This window comes from Maribacter sp. (genome assembly GCF_039974175.1).
GTDB lineage: Bacteria > Bacteroidota > Bacteroidia > Flavobacteriales > Flavobacteriaceae > Maribacter_C.
Map to the genome: position 1 here is coordinate 61,711 of NZ_JBDWJN010000004.1, position 18,534 is coordinate 80,244.

General features: G+C 38.3%; 21 protein-coding genes. 7 read left to right on the forward strand and 14 right to left on the reverse strand.

Features of this window, described 5'->3' with window-relative positions; translation table 11 throughout:
- Positions 1-80 precede the first annotated feature (80 nt).
- The gene (gene yaaA, locus ABJN95_RS05240) at positions 81-842 is read left to right on the forward strand and encodes a peroxide stress protein YaaA (RefSeq protein WP_348368986.1); all 762 of its coding nucleotides are present in this window, start codon (positions 81-83) and stop codon (positions 840-842) included.
- A gap of 57 nt (positions 843-899) precedes the next feature.
- The gene (locus ABJN95_RS05245; RefSeq protein WP_348368988.1) at positions 900-1,262 is read left to right on the forward strand and encodes a hypothetical protein; all 363 of its coding nucleotides are present in this window, start codon (positions 900-902) and stop codon (positions 1,260-1,262) included.
- A gap of 3 nt (positions 1,263-1,265) precedes the next feature.
- On the opposite strand, the gene ABJN95_RS05250 is transcribed toward ABJN95_RS05245, so the two are convergent.
- Positions 1,266-1,391, reverse strand: a complete 126-nt coding sequence (locus ABJN95_RS05250; protein WP_348368990.1) for a 30S ribosomal protein THX — start codon at positions 1,389-1,391, stop codon at positions 1,266-1,268.
- 185 nt (positions 1,392-1,576) lie between these two features.
- On the opposite strand from ABJN95_RS05250, the gene ABJN95_RS05255 reads away from it, so the two are divergent.
- The 4 genes from ABJN95_RS05255 (at position 1,577) to ABJN95_RS05270 (ending at position 6,569) form a co-directional block, all read left to right on the forward strand.
- Positions 1,577-2,302 (forward strand): hypothetical protein, encoded by a 726-nt coding sequence (locus ABJN95_RS05255; protein WP_348368992.1) that lies wholly within the window; start codon positions 1,577-1,579, stop codon positions 2,300-2,302.
- On the forward strand, positions 2,302-2,967 hold the full coding sequence (locus ABJN95_RS05260) for a uracil-DNA glycosylase family protein (RefSeq protein ID WP_348368994.1): 666 nt from the start codon (positions 2,302-2,304) through the stop codon (positions 2,965-2,967). Before ABJN95_RS05255 ends, ABJN95_RS05260 begins: the two co-directional genes overlap by 1 nt.
- A 294-nt stretch (positions 2,968-3,261) precedes the next feature.
- Positions 3,262-5,808 carry a phosphoenolpyruvate carboxylase gene (locus tag ABJN95_RS05265; protein ID WP_348368996.1) on the forward strand — a complete coding sequence of 849 codons (2,547 nt, stop codon included), beginning with the start codon at positions 3,262-3,264 and terminating at the stop codon, positions 5,806-5,808.
- A 107-nt stretch (positions 5,809-5,915) separates the two neighbouring features.
- Positions 5,916-6,569: a TonB-dependent receptor plug domain-containing protein gene (locus ABJN95_RS05270; protein WP_348368998.1), complete on the forward strand. Its 654-nt coding sequence runs from the start codon at positions 5,916-5,918 to the stop codon at positions 6,567-6,569.
- A 4-nt stretch (positions 6,570-6,573) separates the two neighbouring features.
- On the opposite strand, the gene ABJN95_RS05275 is transcribed toward ABJN95_RS05270, so the two are convergent.
- From ABJN95_RS05275 to ABJN95_RS05335, 13 genes are all read right to left on the reverse strand, one after another.
- Positions 6,574-7,536, reverse strand: coding sequence for a carboxypeptidase-like regulatory domain-containing protein (locus tag ABJN95_RS05275; RefSeq protein ID WP_348369000.1), 963 nt, complete (start codon positions 7,534-7,536; stop codon positions 6,574-6,576).
- Positions 7,537-7,624: 88 nt separating this feature from the next.
- Complete coding sequence (locus ABJN95_RS05280; RefSeq protein WP_348369002.1) at positions 7,625-8,068, reverse strand: hypothetical protein; 444 nt, start codon at positions 8,066-8,068, stop codon at positions 7,625-7,627.
- 88 nt (positions 8,069-8,156) lie between these two features.
- Entirely contained in the window at positions 8,157-9,650 is a 1,494-nt protein-coding gene (locus tag ABJN95_RS05285) for a M20/M25/M40 family metallo-hydrolase (protein WP_348369004.1), read from the reverse strand.
- 49 nt (positions 9,651-9,699) lie between these two features.
- The gene (locus tag ABJN95_RS05290) at positions 9,700-9,921 is read right to left on the reverse strand and encodes a hypothetical protein (protein ID WP_348369006.1); all 222 of its coding nucleotides are present in this window, start codon (positions 9,919-9,921) and stop codon (positions 9,700-9,702) included.
- Positions 9,922-10,686, reverse strand: a complete 765-nt coding sequence (trpA, locus tag ABJN95_RS05295; protein ID WP_348369008.1) for a tryptophan synthase subunit alpha — start codon at positions 10,684-10,686, stop codon at positions 9,922-9,924.
- Positions 10,686-11,867 carry a tryptophan synthase subunit beta gene (gene trpB / locus ABJN95_RS05300; RefSeq protein WP_348369010.1) on the reverse strand — a complete coding sequence of 394 codons (1,182 nt, stop codon included), beginning with the start codon at positions 11,865-11,867 and terminating at the stop codon, positions 10,686-10,688. The genes trpA and trpB overlap by 1 nt, the downstream gene beginning before the upstream one ends.
- 39 nt (positions 11,868-11,906) lie before the next feature.
- Positions 11,907-12,509 (reverse strand): phosphoribosylanthranilate isomerase, encoded by a 603-nt coding sequence (locus tag ABJN95_RS05305; RefSeq protein WP_348369011.1) that lies wholly within the window; start codon positions 12,507-12,509, stop codon positions 11,907-11,909.
- 84 nt (positions 12,510-12,593) lie between these two features.
- Positions 12,594-13,373 (reverse strand): indole-3-glycerol phosphate synthase TrpC, encoded by a 780-nt coding sequence (trpC, locus tag ABJN95_RS05310; RefSeq protein ID WP_348369013.1) that lies wholly within the window; start codon positions 13,371-13,373, stop codon positions 12,594-12,596.
- Positions 13,374-13,493: 120 nt separating this feature from the next.
- Positions 13,494-14,489 carry an anthranilate phosphoribosyltransferase gene (gene trpD / locus ABJN95_RS05315; protein WP_348369015.1) on the reverse strand — a complete coding sequence of 332 codons (996 nt, stop codon included), beginning with the start codon at positions 14,487-14,489 and terminating at the stop codon, positions 13,494-13,496.
- Between the two features lie 44 nt (positions 14,490-14,533).
- The gene (locus ABJN95_RS05320; RefSeq protein ID WP_348369017.1) at positions 14,534-15,097 is read right to left on the reverse strand and encodes an aminodeoxychorismate/anthranilate synthase component II; all 564 of its coding nucleotides are present in this window, start codon (positions 15,095-15,097) and stop codon (positions 14,534-14,536) included.
- A gap of 1 nt (position 15,098) precedes the next feature.
- Positions 15,099-16,496 carry an anthranilate synthase component I family protein gene (locus ABJN95_RS05325; RefSeq protein ID WP_348369019.1) on the reverse strand — a complete coding sequence of 466 codons (1,398 nt, stop codon included), beginning with the start codon at positions 16,494-16,496 and terminating at the stop codon, positions 15,099-15,101.
- A gap of 290 nt (positions 16,497-16,786) precedes the next feature.
- On the reverse strand, positions 16,787-17,365 hold the full coding sequence (locus ABJN95_RS05330) for a YceI family protein (RefSeq protein ID WP_348369021.1): 579 nt from the start codon (positions 17,363-17,365) through the stop codon (positions 16,787-16,789).
- A gap of 39 nt (positions 17,366-17,404) precedes the next feature.
- Positions 17,405-17,851, reverse strand: coding sequence for a MarR family transcriptional regulator (locus ABJN95_RS05335; protein ID WP_348369023.1), 447 nt, complete (start codon positions 17,849-17,851; stop codon positions 17,405-17,407).
- A 128-nt stretch (positions 17,852-17,979) separates the two neighbouring features.
- Between ABJN95_RS05335 and ABJN95_RS05340 the strand changes: the two genes are divergently transcribed.
- A complete protein-coding gene (locus ABJN95_RS05340) occupies positions 17,980-18,531 on the forward strand; it encodes a TlpA family protein disulfide reductase (RefSeq protein WP_348369025.1) in 552 nt (183 codons plus the stop codon).
- The last annotated feature ends 3 nt before the right edge of the window (positions 18,532-18,534 follow it).

Consider the following 18,534-nt stretch of genomic DNA (forward strand, 5'->3'; position numbering starts at 1 on the left):
ATAGGCGTATTGAAAAGTCTTTTTTATAGAAATAGGCAGTCCCAAAAATTGGCATTATTTTTATACCAAATTAAACAAGAATGAAGATTGTTATCTCTCCTGCAAAATCGATGGACTTTGAAAGTAAACTTCCAACTTCGAAATATTCACAACCTTGTTTTCTAGAACAGTCTGAGAAGTTGAATAAGGTTTTAGTGAAGAAAAAGCCAAAGGCGCTTTCAAAACTAATGCATATTTCAGACAATCTGGCGCAGTTAAATTGGGAAAGAAACCTACAATTTTCTACTCCATTTACCCCTGAAAATGCCCGCCCTGCAGTTTACGCTTTCAATGGCGATGTGTATCAAGGTCTCGATGCCTATACCATTTCAGAAAAGAAATTAGATACACTTCAAGATACACTTCGTATTCTTTCAGGCCTGTATGGCATATTAAAACCTTTAGATTTAATTCAGCCTTACCGCTTGGAAATGGGTACACAGCTCAAAGTTGGTCGACGAAAGAATTTATATGAGTTCTGGAAAAAGGACCTGACTGCCCATTTGAATTCGGAACTAGCAGATGACGAGCTTTTTGTTAATTTGGCAAGTAACGAATATTTTGGTGCTATTGATGAAAAAGCTTTGAAAGTACCTGTAATTACTCCAATATTTAAAGATTGGAAGAATGATAAATTGAAAGTTATAAGTTTCTTTGCGAAAAAGGCACGAGGTTCGATGGTGCGCTATATTATGGATTCGAATGCGAAAACATTAGAAGACCTACAAGGTTTTAATTTAGACGACTACATTTACAGCAAAGAACATACCCTAAAATCAAATCAACCCGTATTCATTCGATAGAATAATTTCTAAAAGTGACCGTTTTATAAGTATTGAACTTGTCTAAATGTAATACTTATGAGGTTTTTGGTTTCTGTAATAATTTGTTTTGCTGTAGCGTTGTCGTCGTGTACCGATCGCGATGATAATCTAGAGGGTGTTCAGATACGAGTGCAAAATACAACAAGTACTTCATTTACTGAGGTAGCCATTGATTCCTTGATTTTTCCCGATATTCAGTCTGAAGAGACCGTATTTTACCAGCAATATAGTGGTGCTGTTCTTCCGAATACCGTAGAGCTGACCGGAGATTCGCTTTCCGTGAGTATTGCAGTTGACAATACTTTCGAAATAGATTCAACAAGACTGAATCTCTTTACCTATCGCATCAAAGGATTGGCCGAAGGTGAAAGTGCAACGGTTGAAGTGTTGCAAGACTAATTATTACTTCTTTTTAGTGGCTTTCTTTTTGACGGAGACCGCTACCTGCTTTGCCTTTTTAGGTCTTCTCGCACCATAAGATTTATTAGCGATTTTACCTCTTCTTGTTTTAATATCACCTTTACCCATATACTTAATTTATTGTCAGTCCCAAGGCTTGATAGCATTCGGAAGTGAATCTATTGATTAAACTTTTGATTTCATGTAAGTTACTAAATCGCAGCTAGAAAGTCAATGCTCGTCTTTCTCCAAGCTTTTACCGATTTAAACGAAAATATAGCTCGAGAACAGTGAGAAGTTGCTATTTTAGAAACATGTACTTTTATATCGTATTAGCCTTGCAAGGGTATTGCATATATCATTGTTATACCAACCGAAATAACTACTATTGGATTTTTGCCATTATATTCTTACCTGTTGTTGGATCGCTTATTTACTTGTTTATGAACGTGATTCAAAAACAGGATATTGACAAGGTGCAACAAGGGCTAACGGCTGTAATCAACCCGAGCAAAAAAATTATTGACTTAGAGAAACGCTTTAAATTTGCAGCTAGCTTCGAAAATCAAGTGGCGTTGGCCGATGCATATCTTGAAGCCGAACACTTTGAAAAGGCCATTGAAAACTACGAAGCCTCTTTGAAAGATGTATTCAAGGAAGATTTTTATGTTATTTCAAAATTACAGGAAGCCTACTACTTTTCATCCCAGTTTGACAAGGCCAAGGTTTATGCCGAACGAATTAAAGATCACCCAAAGTTCAAAAAATCAAGAGCTTCTTTTTTATATGCCCTGACCCTAGAGAAGGAGGGTAATATTGATGAAGCAGAAAAACGCTTAATGGCTTTTGACGCCCCTTATGCCAGATATCAGGAAAGACTAGAGCTGGGTAAGTTTCTAATTAGAAACGCCAAGACCTCAGAGGCAAGAGAACTTCTCCATGAAATAGTCACTGAATCAGAGGGTATGTCAAAAACGAGCTTTCGTCAAAATCGGGTTTTAATTCGTAAGGCCAAAGAATTGTTGGCATCTGGTTTTTGATGTTTATGCATACGCACCCATATGAGCCCTTTTTATTTCCTGAAGCAACCAAGTTGATTGTAGGAACACTTCCCCCACCGCGATTTACAAAAAGAGAACTTATAAAAGGCGATGTTGATTTTTGTTATGGTAGTAGAAATGGACAATTATGGCCTATTTTAGATCGGCTTTTTAAATTGAATTTGAAATATGAAACTACCGCATTCGCGGCGAAACAGCGAAAAGATTTTTTGCGAAAACACAAAATTGGTATTTGTGATATTGTAGCAAGTGCTCAACGTGAAAAAATAGATGCCTCAGACTTGGGAATGCGGAATATCAAATTGCGCAACCTGGTAGGATACTTAAAGGAATATAAAAACGTAGATACACTTCTGTTTACCGGTGGGAACAGCAAAAATGGACCTGAGTACTTTTTTAGAAAGCACTTAAAAGAACATCAAATACCGCTTAAAACCGTATCTGATGTGGTACCTAGAATTCACAACTTTGAACTAGAGCAAGCCGAACAATCTAGATGCATTAAAACGATCTCCCTAACTGCGCCCTCAGGAGCTGCCAATAGAGCCATTGGCAGTATGGATCTTTACAAAAAGCTAAAAAATGAAAATCCTGATTTCACCACCTTGGATTTTCGGGTTTTGCAGTATAGTAAATTTTTCTAAACTACTAATAAATAGAAAAAAACTAAAAAGAGCCTGACCTTTAAAGATCAAGCTCTTTTACGAGAACACTATATGAAAATGAAAAAATTTACTTCTAATTTATTACACTGTAAACCTACTTTTATTCCTTCCCTATGCGAAAATATTGTTGCGAACACTGTTGGTTTTGTGGTGTAGCGTGTCTTTTTTGTTATTTCAGATGTTTTCCAATTGGCAATTAGGGAATATTAGCGATATTTGAGGTTCAATTTACGAGTCGTAGCCTCATTCATTCCCCCAATTTCAAATACAAATATGCAGCAGTCAGAGCGTTTAGTTGAGTTTAAGAAATCGGTAAATAACAAGTTTAATGTTTACAACAGCTTGTTTCTGAATTTGCCATACCGCAATATTGAAAATGTGGGAATGTTGATTCCTTTGATGTTAGATCAATGTCAAAAGGGATTGCAATCGGGAAAAAATCCGAAAGAAATCTTAGAAACTTTTTTTCAGAATTATGTGAATATCGCGTCTGAAAAAGAACGGATCGATTTTATGTTTCGCATTATTCAGTACGTGGAGCGGCAAGTAGTGCTATATGATAGTGTTGAAGATGTGGCTTTTCCAAAATTACAAGAGCATTCGAGTTCCTTATCAATTAAAGATTACTTTCAATTGGTCGATAAGAATAAAAGCTGGGACAAAATCTCGGATCAGTTGAAAAATTTTAGCGCGCGTATTGTCCTCACGGCGCACCCAACCCAGTTTTACACCCCAGCAATACTTGATATCATTGCTAACTTAAGATCTCTAGTGTTGGAAGATAAGATTGATGAGATCGATGTTACCTTACAACAACTGGGTTTAACATCTTTGATTAATGCTAAAAAACCAACTCCTTTAGATGAGGCTAAAAATATCATTTATATCCTGAGAAATGTGTATTACCAGGCAGTAGGTGATTTGTATGCCTATATCAAGGGTAGTATCGGCGAGCATGATTTCGAGAATCATAACATTATGAAATTAGGTTTTTGGCCAGGTGGAGATCGCGATGGTAATCCTTTCGTAACGGCTGATATAACAAATGATGTGGCAGATGAGCTTCGCGTGAACCTTATGAAGTGCTATTATAATGATTTAAAAGTATTGCAACGAAAATTGACTTTTAAAGATTTGCAAGCTTCAATAACACAACTTAGAAACAACCTATATACGGCCATGTTCAATCCGAAGAAAACGGTTGGTTATGACGATATTATAAGTCCGTTGTTAAGTATTCGTGAGGGTTTGATTGCGAAATACCACGGATTATATCTAAAAGATCTAGATCAATTGATTGATAAGGTCAAAATATTCAAAACGCATTTTGCCACCTTAGATATTCGCCAAGATCACAGTCAACACTATTTAACGGTCGAGACTATTCTGAAGAAAAATGGAATTATTACTGAGCGTCTTGATGAACTCTCTGAAGATGAGTTGCAAGAAATACTGCTTCATAAGAATTTTAAAGTATCCGCCGATGATTTCGAAGAAGGAATTGTGAAAGATACCTTGCACAACATTTCTCAGTTAAAAGGTATTCAACTAAAAAATGGTGAAGAAGGCTGTAATCGATATATTATTAGTAACTCTGAAGATATTTTTTCAATTCTTTTCGTTTATGGGTTGTTCCGCTGGTGTGGATGGAAGGCTGATGAGATAACATTTGATATTGTTCCGCTTTTTGAAACTATGAAAGGTATGGATGGTGCAGAGGCAACCATGCAACACTTGTTTAATCTAGCCGAGTATAGAACTCATTTAGAGCGCAGAAAAAACAAGCAGACTATTATGCTAGGTTTTTCAGACGGCACTAAGGATGGGGGCTATTTAAAGGCAAACTGGTCCATTTTAAAGACCAAGGAAACCCTATCTTCGGTCTGCGAAAAGAATGAAATCAAAGCCATATTCTTTGATGGTCGTGGTGGACCACCTGCCCGTGGAGGTGGAAAAACGCATCGATTTTACGCAGCTCAAACCAAAGATATTGCCAATAATGAAATACAATTAACGATCCAAGGGCAAACAATTACCAGCACCTATGGAACAAAAGAACAATTCAAATACAATTGTGAGCAATTATTGACAGCAGGTTTGTCAAATAATATTTTCGGTAAGGAAAATGTTATCTCAACAACGCAGCGCGAGTTAATCGAGGAACTTTCCGAGTTGAGTTTTGAAAAATACGATGCTTTGAAACACCATGATAAATTCATGCCGTACCTTGAAAATAGAAGCACCTTAAAATACTATACAAAGGCCAATATTGGCAGTCGTCCGGGAAAGCGGGGTAATAAGGCTAAATTAGAACTGAGCGACCTCCGTGCGATTTCATTCGTCGGTTCATGGAGTCAATTAAAGCAAAACGTTCCCGGTTATTTTGGCATAGGAACAGCTTTAAAAACGATTCAGGATCAGGGCAGAATAGATGAGGTGAAAGCACTTTTTAAGGAGGTTCCCTTCTTTAGAGCTTTGATGTTGAACAGTATGATGTCGTTATCTAAGTGTTATTTTGAATTGACGAGTTATATGAAAGAAGATACCGAATACGGTGATTTCTGGATGATTCTCCAAGCGGAATACCTATTGTCGAAAGAAATGTTATTGCTTATTTCCGATATGGACGTTCTGATGGAACGGGAAGCCGTTTCTCGAGAATCGATTAAGATTAGAGAGAACATTGTATTGCCTTTATTGGTTATTCAACAATATGCGCTACAGAAGATAGGGGGTAAAACCGAACACAAGGAACTATATGAAAAGATTGTAACACGTTCGCTCTACGGAAACATTAACGCAAGCCGTAATTCTGCTTAATACAAAAGTGAGATTAGCGAAATAATTGACTTTTATTGTGTTTGAGAGTTGGTATCATTTTTGATGCTTTTGTATACCGTATCTAAACGTTTTTCAAACCAGTTGCCATGAAAACTAAATTTTTCATTTCGGTCTTAGCCGTTTTGTTGTCAATTGCGAGCTTAGTCGCACAAAATAGTTCGAAAACTGTTCGGGTAAAAGGGGTTGTAACTGACGCCAAAGGATTACCCATCAAGAAGGCCCATGTGTTTATTGATTCGCTTAAAACGGGTGTGCGCACTAATAAAAGGGGGGAGTATAAGTTACGTATTCCTTATGAAGCTAAGGTACTTAGTATTTATGCCGAAGACATTGGCGTACAAAGCGCGATGTATACGGGTGAAGAAATAATCAATTTTAGCTTCCCACAAAACGTTGAGGTCATAACTGAAAGCGAACTTTCGAAGCTGGGATATATTTTTGATGTGGAAGTATTTCGAAATATCGGTAAAAAAAGCTATTCTGAGTATAACGATATTTTTCAAATAATCAGGGAGAAATTTTCTGGTGTCAGAATTGAAGGTACATCAATCTACGTAAGAGGTGTGATCGATTTACAGGGTAATCAAACACCTTTATTCATAGTTGATGGCAACTATGTGAATAGTATTTCCAATATCAACCCTGATGAACTCAAGTCAATTGAACTGTTGAAGGGAGAGGATACGGCTTTATATGGCGCGAGAGGTGCGGCAGGAGTATTTATTATTTCCTTAAATTGATACCTTATTGATTTTCAAATACTTTGAATACCGCTCCCATGCCGTAATTGCGATATCCCGTTTGAATAAGTTTAGATTTTTCGTTGTAGCTCTTATCGAAAATTTGCCATTTTTTATTATTAAAAAAAATACGCCTAACGTAGGTGTTTTGACCGATTAGTTTATTCGAAAAGGGAAGCAGCGGACGAAAGGAAGTAGATATTTTTTGAACACCTCTTGCGGTCTTTATTTCACGATATTGTTTGGTTTGTGCCAAGCGCCCTTTTGAGTTGGCATAGCCCAATACCTGGAGCGACACAAAAATTCCATTTTCAGGAATATATATCGATTTAGAAGAAACATCCAATTCAAAGACTCTATCTTCCTTTTCATTGATGGGAAATACAATGTTCGCATAAGCCGTTGGATCGCCTGGAAGACCATTTTGATTTTCGTAAAAGTTAACGCGAAATATAGTGGCAATTTTTCCTTTTCCTTTCGATTTGTATTTGGATTCTGCGTTAATGGGAAGTAATAACTTTGAAATTTGTGTAGGCTGGCCCTCATAGCGCTGGAACAGCACGGCAACTTCACTTTCTACAGTCGGAAGCCAAGATGTAAAAATGTCGGCGTGTGAAAAGGCTTTGCGTTTACGCAACTTAAACCTCCCATTTTTTGGGGCTGAAACGATTACCTCGTTCAATTGAGAAACTTCAGGTTTTAGTAGAATAGTTTCAGGCAGCGCTTTAGTTAATACTGCCTTTTCAGCATATCCCATAGCAGAGATGAACAGCGTATCTACATCGCTATATTTTTCTTTGGAAAAGGTGAATCTGCCGTCTTCATCGGCAAAGTTGCCTAATCCATTGCCAAAAGATATGGTGGCATAGGGTATGGTTTCTCGATTGGTTGAATCTTTAATGGTTATGCTTTGAGCAATTGTCAAATTGACAAACAATACTGTAAGAAATTGAAACGAATATTTCATAGCGATTTGCTTCATATTAATGAAACGCAAAGAATGCTAGTAAAGTGCCCGACCTTAATTGCAACCTTATTTTGCCTACCGAAAACCCTTAGCTGATTATTTGAAGAAGTTTTTTACCTCCATTCCAGCTACAGCTGCCATCACTAGTGCGAAATGATTCGCTTTTGAAACGAAGTACATAAGTGTCAACTGTTGAACACCCTCCCATTTTCAATGTTCGAAGTTGAATTTCGAAGCTGCGAAATATTTCGATTTCCGCCTCGGAAAGGATTTTGGAAACATCTTGAAAATCGACTTTTATTACGTCTGCTTCCTTGGAAACCACCAAGGTTTGTCGTGTGCCATTAAAACAACCGACAGAGGTGATTTCAATAGCGTAACTTTCCCCATTTTGCAATGATTCGATTAGGGTAGGTAGCCGTTCCTGTATGTTGATATATGCATTTTTCGAAGGGGCGTTTGCAAACCCCGAAGGAGTGAATGCAATTAATATGCACAGTAAAAATGCAGTTAGGTAATTTTTGGTTGTCATATATGGCGTTAAATTGCAACAATTATGCCGCCTTTTTGGAAGACATCACCGTATGCATAAAGGGAAAGACCAGTCAAGAAGCAAATAGCTACATTTTTGTGCTTAACAATCCGTAGAAAACCTCAATTCCGTAGGCGATCTGACCAAGTTTTAAATTCTCGTTGGGGCTATGTTGATTATTATCTGGGTTTACCATAGGAACAATAAAAGCAGGAATTTTCAACTCATTAATAAAAGGTGATATGGGCACTGTGCCCCCCATAATTCGAATTTGCACCACGTCGTCACCTAACTTTTCCTTTAAAGTATTCACTATAAACTCCCCATAAGGATCGGTCAAATTTGTGCGGAAAGCATCCGTAACCGAACCTTCGGTGATGGTCATGATTTTGTCATGTGCCATACGTTCTTTTCTTGATGGAATGGTATCCATAATATAAAAACCTTGTTTCTCAATATGCTTTTTGACCAAGCTTTTCAAGCGAACTCCATTACTCTCAGGTACGAGTCGCAGATCAAGTTCAGCGGTCGCACTTTCAGGAACAATAGTACGTGCCTTTTTGCCAATCCATCCAGAACCTAGGCCTCGGATATTTAAAGACGGATACTGCAGGGCTTCTTGATAAAAAGCCCCGACTTTTTCTGGGGTTTTAACTGCTAAGTTGGTATTTATTGTAGTGACATTATCAGGCACGCTCTTAATCACCGACATCGCATTCTCGTCTAAGGTGATTCCATCATAATAACCATCAATAATCACTTTGCCATCAGTGTCTTTCATAGTAGCCAATACTTGTGCTAATTGAAAGCCTGGGTTGGGTGCATAATTGCCATAGTGGCCACTATGCTGTGGTTTAATGGGGCCGTGCGTGGTCAATGAAAGTGTTGTTATTCCCCTGCATCCGTAAATTACGGTCGGTCTGCCCGTAACATGAACTGGGCCATCATTGATAACTAGAAAGTCAGCTTCCAGTAATTCACGATATTCTTTTACGGCCTTCGGTAACGGTTTACTACCTCTTTCCTCTTCACTATCTAAAATGACTTTTACATTGAAGGGAATTTCTTGTTCGTTCTCTTTCAACAAATCAATCGCGCTCAAAAACATGACAATTGGGCCTTTGTCATCGGAAGTTGAACGGCCAAACAAACGCCAGTCATAGTTGATATCTTCATTCAAATCTTCAAAAACCTGGTCTTTCCAACCATCGCCATCAGGAGATTTTAGAACCACTTCATACGGATTGGGTTGCTTCCATTTTGATGGGTCTACCGATTGGCCATCTAAATGCATATAGAAAAGGATAGTGGGTTTGTTATCTTCCATAGGAAGGGAAGCAAAGAAAAGCGATTCACCAGTTGTAGGAAGTACAGAAGAATTAAACCCCCTGGCATTAAAATTCTTTTCGAGCCATGTTAAATTTCGATTGATATCAGCATGTTCCAAAGCGTCATTTGGAATGCTAACAAAGCTTCGTATTTCGTTAATCGCCTGACGAACCTGTCTTTTTAATTGTGCTTCTTCTTGTGCGGAAGAATTAAAAACAAAAAGAAAGGAGAGGATACAAAGTATTTTTTTCATTCGAATTTAGATTGAATTTGAAGATTTAAAAATAAGGATAATTGGGGGATTACAATTTGCTTTTGAGCTTTAAAAAAATCAATCTAATTAAAAACAAAAATGGGAATCCGTGTAATACTACGTCAAACCAATCTATGACTTGCATTCCTCCAGCACCCCCTGCAATCCATTTCAACTTTCCCCAAATATGTGGCTCAGGAAAGAAGGGTGCCAACCCAAGGGCTAGAGATAGAAGAATAACCACTTTCCAGTTATTGAATACATCTTTCAATTATCTGATTTTTTTAGTAAAGTCGGCTATGGTATTTGCGCCATACGCTGTCAAGTGTTTTATAAAGGCAGATCCGATAATTGCTCCTTTTGCATTTTTGGTCGCTGCTTGAAAAGTCGCAGCATCTTTAATGCCAAAACCTACAATTTGTGGGTGGCTTAAATTCATTGCCGCAATGCGCTCAAAATACTCGGTTTGGGTATTTCCAAATCCAGATTTTGAGCCAGTTACGCTTGCAGAACTCACCATATAGATAAATGCATCAGATGCTTCATCGATCTGTCTAATTCTATCAACGCTAGTTTGCGGAGTAATCAAGAATATATTAACAAGCGAATATTTTTTGAAAATCGCCTCGTAATCTGCCTGATAGACATCTAAAGGCAGATCGGGCATAATAATACCATCAATGCCAATTTCATGGCACTTTTTACAGAATGCCTCGACACCGTATTGCAACATCGGGTTAAAATAACCCATGACAATCAAGGGAATAGTGACCGATTTGCGAATGTCTTTTAACTGCTCGAATAGCAATTCAGTATGCATTCCGTTCTTCAGAGCCCGGGTTGAACTGTCTTGAATGGTTGGCCCATCGGCCAATGGGTCGCTAAATGGCAGTCCTATTTCAATCATATCAACCCCGTTTCGTTCTAAATCTTCAATGATTTGTACAGTGTCGTTTAATGCGGGATAGCCTGCTGTAAAGTATATGGAGAGGAGCTTTTTACCCTCTTGAAGTTTTTTATGAATTCTGTTACTCATTATGTTAATTTGAAGTAATCAATATAGGTTTGTAAGTCTTTATCTCCGCGCCCTGATAGGCTAATGACAACAACATGTTCTGCTTTGAATTTCTTATGTTCAAAAATGGCCAAGGCGTGTGCGGTTTCAATCGCTGGAATAATTCCTTCTAACTGCGATAATTCCAATCCCGCAGTCATTGCTTCGTCGTCGGTGGCTGAATAGAATTCTGCCCTACCAGACTTGTGCAAATGCGAATGCATTGGGCCTACACCCGGGTAATCCAATCCGGCTGAAATAGAATAGGGCTCGGTTATTTGTCCGTCGGCGGTCTGCATTAGCATGGTTTTACACCCATGAATGATACCTACTTTCCCCAAGGCAGAGGTGGCAGCACTTTCTCCAGATGCCACTCCTTTACCGGCAGCTTCTACTGCGATAATGCCAACTGCAGGTTGGTCAAGGAAATGGTAGTATGTTCCTGCGGCATTACTTCCACCACCAATGCAGGCAATCACATAGTCAGGGTTTTCACGCCCTTCTTTTTCCTTCAGTTGCCATTTAATTTCTTCAGATATGACCGATTGAAATCGAGTTACCATATCAGGATAGGGGTGAGGCCCTATGGCCGAACCAATTATATAATGGGTGTCAACAGGATTATTGATCCAATCTCGAATCGCCTCATTGGTGGCATCTTTAAGCGTTCGACTTCCAGAAAGTGCTGGGCGCACAGTTGCTCCTAACATTTTCATACGCGCTACATTAGGAGCTTGACGGGCAATATCAATTTCACCCATGTAAACTATACATTCCATTCCCATTAGCGCGCATACGGTGGCTGTGGCTACCCCGTGTTGGCCAGCACCTGTTTCAGCAATGATGCGAGATTTGCCTAACTTCTTTGCCATCAAAATTTGCCCAATGGTATTATTGACTTTGTGCGCCCCGGTATGGTTTAAATCTTCTCGCTTTAGATAGATTTTGCACCCATGCTTTTCGGAAAGTCTTTTTGCCAAATAGAGTGGGGAGGGCCGCCCAACATAGTCTTTCAGTAACTGATGAAATTCCTTTTGAAAGGTTTCCTCATACATGATGTTCAAATACTTTTGGCGTAACTCCTCTACATTCGGATAGAGCATTTCAGGAATAAAGGCTCCACCAAATTCTCCGTAATATCCTTTTTCGTCTGCATGATACATAACAATTCTAGTTTTATTCCCGTAGAGACGAGAATCTGTTTAAATCTGGCTAAATGCTTTTTTAAATTCTTTTACTTTTTCAATATCTTTCAACCCGGGTTCAATTTCAAAGCTGCTATTCACATCGATAACATGACAATATTGGGCTTCCGGTCGTTTTAGAAATTCGTTAATTGAATCTAGTTCCTCCAACCCTATACCACCACTTAAAAAATAAGGTTTTTTAGAGGGGTAGGTTTCCAAAACCTCCCAGTTAAAGCAATAGCCATTACCACCGGGAAGTTTTCCTTTGGTATCGAACAAATAGTAATCACATACATCTTCGAAGTCCTCTAACTGACCAAAGTCGAACGCATCCTGAATTGAAAATACTTTTATGATTTTGACATGAGGAATTTGCTTTTTAAGCTGTTCACAAAATGCCGGACTTTCTTGACCATGCAATTGCACCAACAAAAGGCCATACTTTTTTACTTTTTCTACTATTATCAATACGCTTTCATCAACAAAAACCCCCACTTTTTTAACGCTATGAGGTATGGAAGGTAAATCGCCTTCAAAATAACGTTTGGAAGGTTTCCAAAAAATAAAGCCCAAATAGTCTGGTTTTAAAGCGGCAACTTCAGCGGTGTTTTTGTTCATACCGCACACTTTTAGCCGTACTTCTCTCAAACTTTTAGTGGAAGGCCTTTTGTCTTTATTGGAATAGTAGTAGTTCATTTGCCGCTATAATTTTTGAATGAATTCCATGGCACTTCTACCTGGGTTGGCAGTTTTCATAAAACACTCTCCGATTAAAAACCCTTGATACCCATATTGTTTTAAATCACGTATAGCTTCAATAGTACTGATGCCGCTTTCCGATACTTTTACAAAATCATCGGGAATCAATTTCGATAGCGATTTGCTTGTATCTAGGTTGACATTGAAAGTCTTAAGATTTCGGTTGTTTACACCTAGCATATCTAAACTGGGCATAATCGACTTATTTAGTTCCGCTTCGTTGTGTACTTCTAACAAAACATCAAGATCTAGACTTTTAGCCAGCTCGGAAAGGGTTTTGATCTCATCTTTCGATAAAACAGCGGCGATTAACAAAATTACATCGGCACCATGAGCTTTGGCCTCCAAGATTTGATATTCATCAATAATAAATTCCTTCCGAAGTAAAGGCATAGCAACAGAAGCCCTCGCTAATTGCAAATCCTCTAAAGAACCTCCAAAGTATTTGATATCGGTCAAAACGCTCATGCCACATACACCAGCTTTTTGATATGCAATGGCCAGTTGGCCAACATTGGTGTTCTGGTTGATCGTTCCTTTTGACGGTGAACGTCTTTTGTGTTCGGCAATAATACCTGTTTGACTACTTCTCAAGGCTTTTGCCAACGAAAAAGTTGCTCTATCGAATAATACCGAAGCTTCTAACTGCTTTGTTGGAATGAGCGATTTTTTCAAATCTATTTCTTTGTATTTGTCTGCTATTATTTTTGTAAGTATGTCCATATAAATAACTATCACTACTATAATTCGAGCTTCTTTCTAGGAGGTACTAAGCCATCTTTAACCTAAAATCAAAAGTCAAACAGTTTCTTTCGTCAACAAAATACTCATGGCATAGACGATTTAGTTTTTACTTAGTTCTTGTAGCTTTCGCAATGCTTTTAAGCCATTTCCGCTCAGCAAAGATTCTTTAGCCTTTTCAAAACCATCTTTCACCCCTATGTTTTCGACGGTTGCAATGGCAACACCAGCGTTAGCGCAAACTACATTGTTTTGTGCTTCTGTTCCCCTGCCTTGTAACACATTCATAAAAATTTGGGCAGACTCTTCAATACTATCGCCACCTATTATTTCAGATTGTTCAATAGCTCGCACCCCAAAATCTGAGGGTGTGATCATTCCCTCAGAATCATTGGAAATCGTTTTGGTATTGCCAGTCAAGGAGATTTCATCATAGCCATCTAGGGCATGAAGTACTGTAAAATTTTTATCGGTGTTTTGGTAGAGATATCCGTACATGCGAGCCAATTCCAAATTAAAAACGCCTACCATTTGGTTCTTCGGAAAAGCCGGATTCACCATAGGTCCCAACATATTAAAGAAAGTCTTGACTCCAAGTGCTCTTCGTATTGGAGCCACATTTTTCATTGCCGGATGGAATAATGGAGCGTGCAAAACACAGATCCCGGTTTCCGCTATTGACTTTTCTAAAAAATCGGCTTTATTGCTGAATTTGATGCCCAGAAATTCCATTACGTTGCTACTTCCGCATTTTGAGGAAACCCCGTAATTGCCGTGTTTGGTTACTTTCACTCCAGCACCTGCAGTAACGAAAGATGCCAGTGTCGAAATATTAAAAGTGTCTTTACCATCACCACCTGTACCGCATAAATCTATAGGATTATAGGCAGATAAATCTACGGCTAAGCACAGCTCCAAAAGGGCATCACGGAAACCTTCTAACTCTTCGATGGTGATGCTCCGCATCATATACACCGTCAGAAAAGCAGCAATTTGACTGGTATTATAGTCTCCTTTGGCAATATTGACCAAAATCTGTTTCGCATCCTCTTTTGATAGAATGTCGTGGTTTATTAATTTGTTTAGTGTATGTTTCATAAGTCTACATCCCCTGGCCCCTGAGGGAGGACTAGGCTTTTATTTTAATTAGTTAACCAATTTTCTAAGATCGTTTTACCATCAGGAGTCAATACAGACTCTGGGTGAAATTGTACTGCGCAAACATCGTATGCGGTATGTCTTATCGACATCACTTGACCGTTTTCATCAAATGAAGTGGCTTTTAAAGCTTTCGGAAGATTTGGGTCGACGACCCACGAATGGTAGCGACCCACCTCAATTTCCTTGGCTAACCCCTCAAATAATATATCCTCTTCAGTGATTTTGATTTTTGTGGCAATACCGTGATATACCTCTTCCAAATTAACTATTGTACCCCCAAAAACTTCGGCAATGGCTTGCTGCCCCAAACAAACACCAAAAATACTTTTCGTTGGGGCATATTGCGCAATGATTTCCTTTAAGAGTCCTGCTTCATCTGGAATTCCCGGTCCGGGAGAAAGCACAATTTTATCGAAGGCATCAACTTCGTCCAATGTCAATTGGTCGTTGCGTTTTACAATGACGTCACAGTCTAAGTCTTCTAAATAATGGACTAGATTATACGTAAAACTGTCATAATTGTCTATAACTAATATCTTCCTCATTTTATATCGATTCTGCAATTTCTAGTGCCTTTGTCAAGGCACCCAGTTTGTTATAGGTTTCCTGTAATTCGTCTTCTGCATTTGAGGCTGCTACTAAACCCGCCCCAGCTTGATAATGCAATTCGTGGTTTTTGCTCAGGAAGGTTCGAATCATAATGGCATGATTGAAATTTCCCTTGAAGTCCATAAAACCAATAGCACCTCCATAATAGCCTCTACTTGTTTTTTCATATTTCTCAATGAGCTGCATCGCCATGTGTTTGGGCGCACCACTTAGGGTACCCGCTGGAAAGGTGTCAGCTACGACTTTCATAGTAGGAATGTCCTTCTTCTTTTGCCCTGTTACTTTGGAGACCAAATGAATAACATGTGAAAAGAATTGAACTTCGCGATAGTTGGCAACTTCGACCATATTTCCATTTCTGCTTAGGTCGTTCCTGGCCAAATCAACCAGCATTACATGTTCGCTATTCTCTTTGTCATCTTCTGTCAATTGTTTGGCCAGAATTGCATCTTGCTCATCGTTGCCAGTGCGCTTAAATGTTCCGGCTATGGGGTGTATTTCTGCAGTACCGTCCTTCACTATAAGTTGTGCTTCAGGAGAACTACCGAAGATTTTAAAATCTCCATAATCGAAGTAAAAAAGATAGGGTGAGGGATTTACGGAACGCAAAGCGCGATACACATTAAATTCATCGCCTTTAAAGCCTTGTGAGAATCTGCGCGATAAGACCAGTTGAAAGACATCTCCGCGTTGGCAATGCTTTTTTGCTAATTCTACATGTTCCTTATACTCCGTATCTTCTAGATTGGAAGAAGCTTTTCCATTCATAGAAAAATTATAGGAAGCAAAATTCTTTACATTTAAAATCTGCTCAATTTCGGAAATGTTGTTTTCTGAATCGAAACAATGCGCAAAAATATAGGCCTCATTCTTGAAATGATTTATGGCAATTATATTTTGGTAGACCGCATAATAAATATCTGGAATGCGAATTGAACCTTCTTTTTTAGATAGCTGTAAATCTTCATAATAGCGTACGGCATCATACGCCATATAACCAAAGAGTCCGTTGTCAATAAATTTGAAATCGCTTTTTCCGCTATCAAAGCGTTGACTAAAATCGTTTATAATGCCCACCACATCGGTGAGGGCATCAATTTGAATTTCATTTGTGGTGTCATCAGGAAATCGCTGACTTACCACTTCATTCTCAATGCTAATCGATGCAATCGGATTGCAGCAGATATAGGAAAAGCTATTGTCGTTGGCATGATAGTCGCTACTTTCAAGTAGAATGCTATTTGGAAATCTATCCCTAATTTTTAGATATACACTGACGGGGGTGATCGTATCGGCCAGTATTTTCTTGTGATGTGATGTTAGTTTGTACTTCATGCCATGAAATCTTTCGCTTGCATTCGACGCAGGTCGAAATAAGATTAAATATATTTATTCATTAAAAAAGGCCTGTCGTGAAGACAGGCCTTATATAGTTTTACTATAATGATGCTCAGCTCACGATGACTGTCGAGAGTTGTTCCACCACCAAGTATTTGTGTTTCTTAAAATCATTGCTCAAATATAGAAATCATTTTTAAAAGCACCAATACTGTATTGAATAAAAACAAAAAAACCCCGCATTGTTTGATAAATACGGGGTTGCTTAACTGTGAGGTTAAGTCTAGTTAAAACTCTAAATCTACCACAAGATCAAACTCGTCGTAGATTGTTTTGTCACCAAGATTTTCAAAGAAAGCGCCTGAACCGTACCGCACGTCATATAGTGAGCGATCTACTTTCATAGTAGCTGTGGCTTTGCTGCCATATACTGAAACATCAAAACTCACGGGTTTGGTAATTCCTTTTATGGTAAGGTCTCCCGTAACCTCATAAGAATTTTTCCCAGAAGCCTTGATATCGGTAAAAACCAATTTTGCAGTTGGGTGAGTCGCCACGCCAAAGAAGTCGTCTGACTTTAGATGGCCTTCTAACTTTCCTTTGTATTCTCCTTCGAGATCAGTGGATACCAAAGTGGGCATGTTTACCACAAATTCCCCACCACTTAATTTGTCGCCGTCAAACAGTAAGGCCCCAGATTGCAAATCGACCGTGCCGGTATGCGACCCTGTAACTTTATACGCTTTCCAAGTAACTGTACTGGTTTCCGTATTTACTTCTTTTTTTTCACCATTCATAGGTTCGGATGCCGTTGTGGTAAGGCCAAATACCAATGCGAATGCTAAACTTAAAACTGTCTTTTTCATAATTTGATTTAAATGTAATTAATAATTAGTGCTTCTATTTCAAAATTTGTTGAACAAAATGTTCAGGTGTTCTAATTCTTTTTCAGACATATTTTGTAATATAGATTTTTCAGCTTTTATCATTGCGGCATCCATATGCTTCAAAACTTTTCTTCCTGCCGCGGTAATACTGATTTCAACCTTCCTACGGTTTGAAGGGCAAATGATTCTATCAACATACCCTTTCAAAATGAGCTTGTCGACCAATCGAGTAGTATTACTCATCTTGGTTACCATTCTTTCGTTTAAGGTAGAAAGATTGGCCGGTTTAGCTTTTTGGCCTCTTAGAATTCGCAGCACATTGAACTGTTGTACGGAGACGTCAAAGGGCTTTAAAGCAACTGAAATAGCTTCATTTATTTTGTTGTTAACTAGCATAAAATGAATAATAGTCCTACTCTCAAGTGGGATTTTTTTTTCTGTTTTTATGATTTGCTCAACATTCATGTTATTACAACAATTGTATATACAAATGTAATAAATTAGTTTGCTAAAAAAGCATATCATCTTTAATTTTTTGTTAAAAATAAAACGGTTAGATAACAGATGCTTAAATTAGATACAAAGCGAAGCGTATGGTAAGAGTTGTTATTTGTTTCCTTTTAGCGGTTACCCTTGGATGCAAACAAAAAAGCCAGAAAATTGACGAGACTGCAAAGTTAAGAAGCATTGCAAAAAAGGATACTACACGGCTATTGGAATCAGATGGCTTAACCATAGAAATTTTTGATTTTGATGAGCTTGAACCCCAATTGTACCAAGAAAATGATACAACTTATATTATCAATTTTTGGGCTACTTGGTGTGCGCCATGTGTTAAAGAACTTCCCTATTTTGAGAAAATAAACGCCGAGCAAAAAGAAGAGAATGTTAAGGTGATTTTGGTGAGTTTAGATATGCCTAAAATGTGGAAAACTCAGTTAATACCATTTATTAAAAAAAAGAACATACGTTCGAAAGTACTGATCTTAGATGACCCAAAACAGAACACATGGATTCCCAAAGTAGATGCAAATTGGTCAGGCGGTATTCCAGCCACCTTGATTTATAACAATGACAAACGCATTTTATATGAAAAGTCATTTGAGTATGACGAGCTTATTAGAGAATTAAACACTTTTAAATAAATT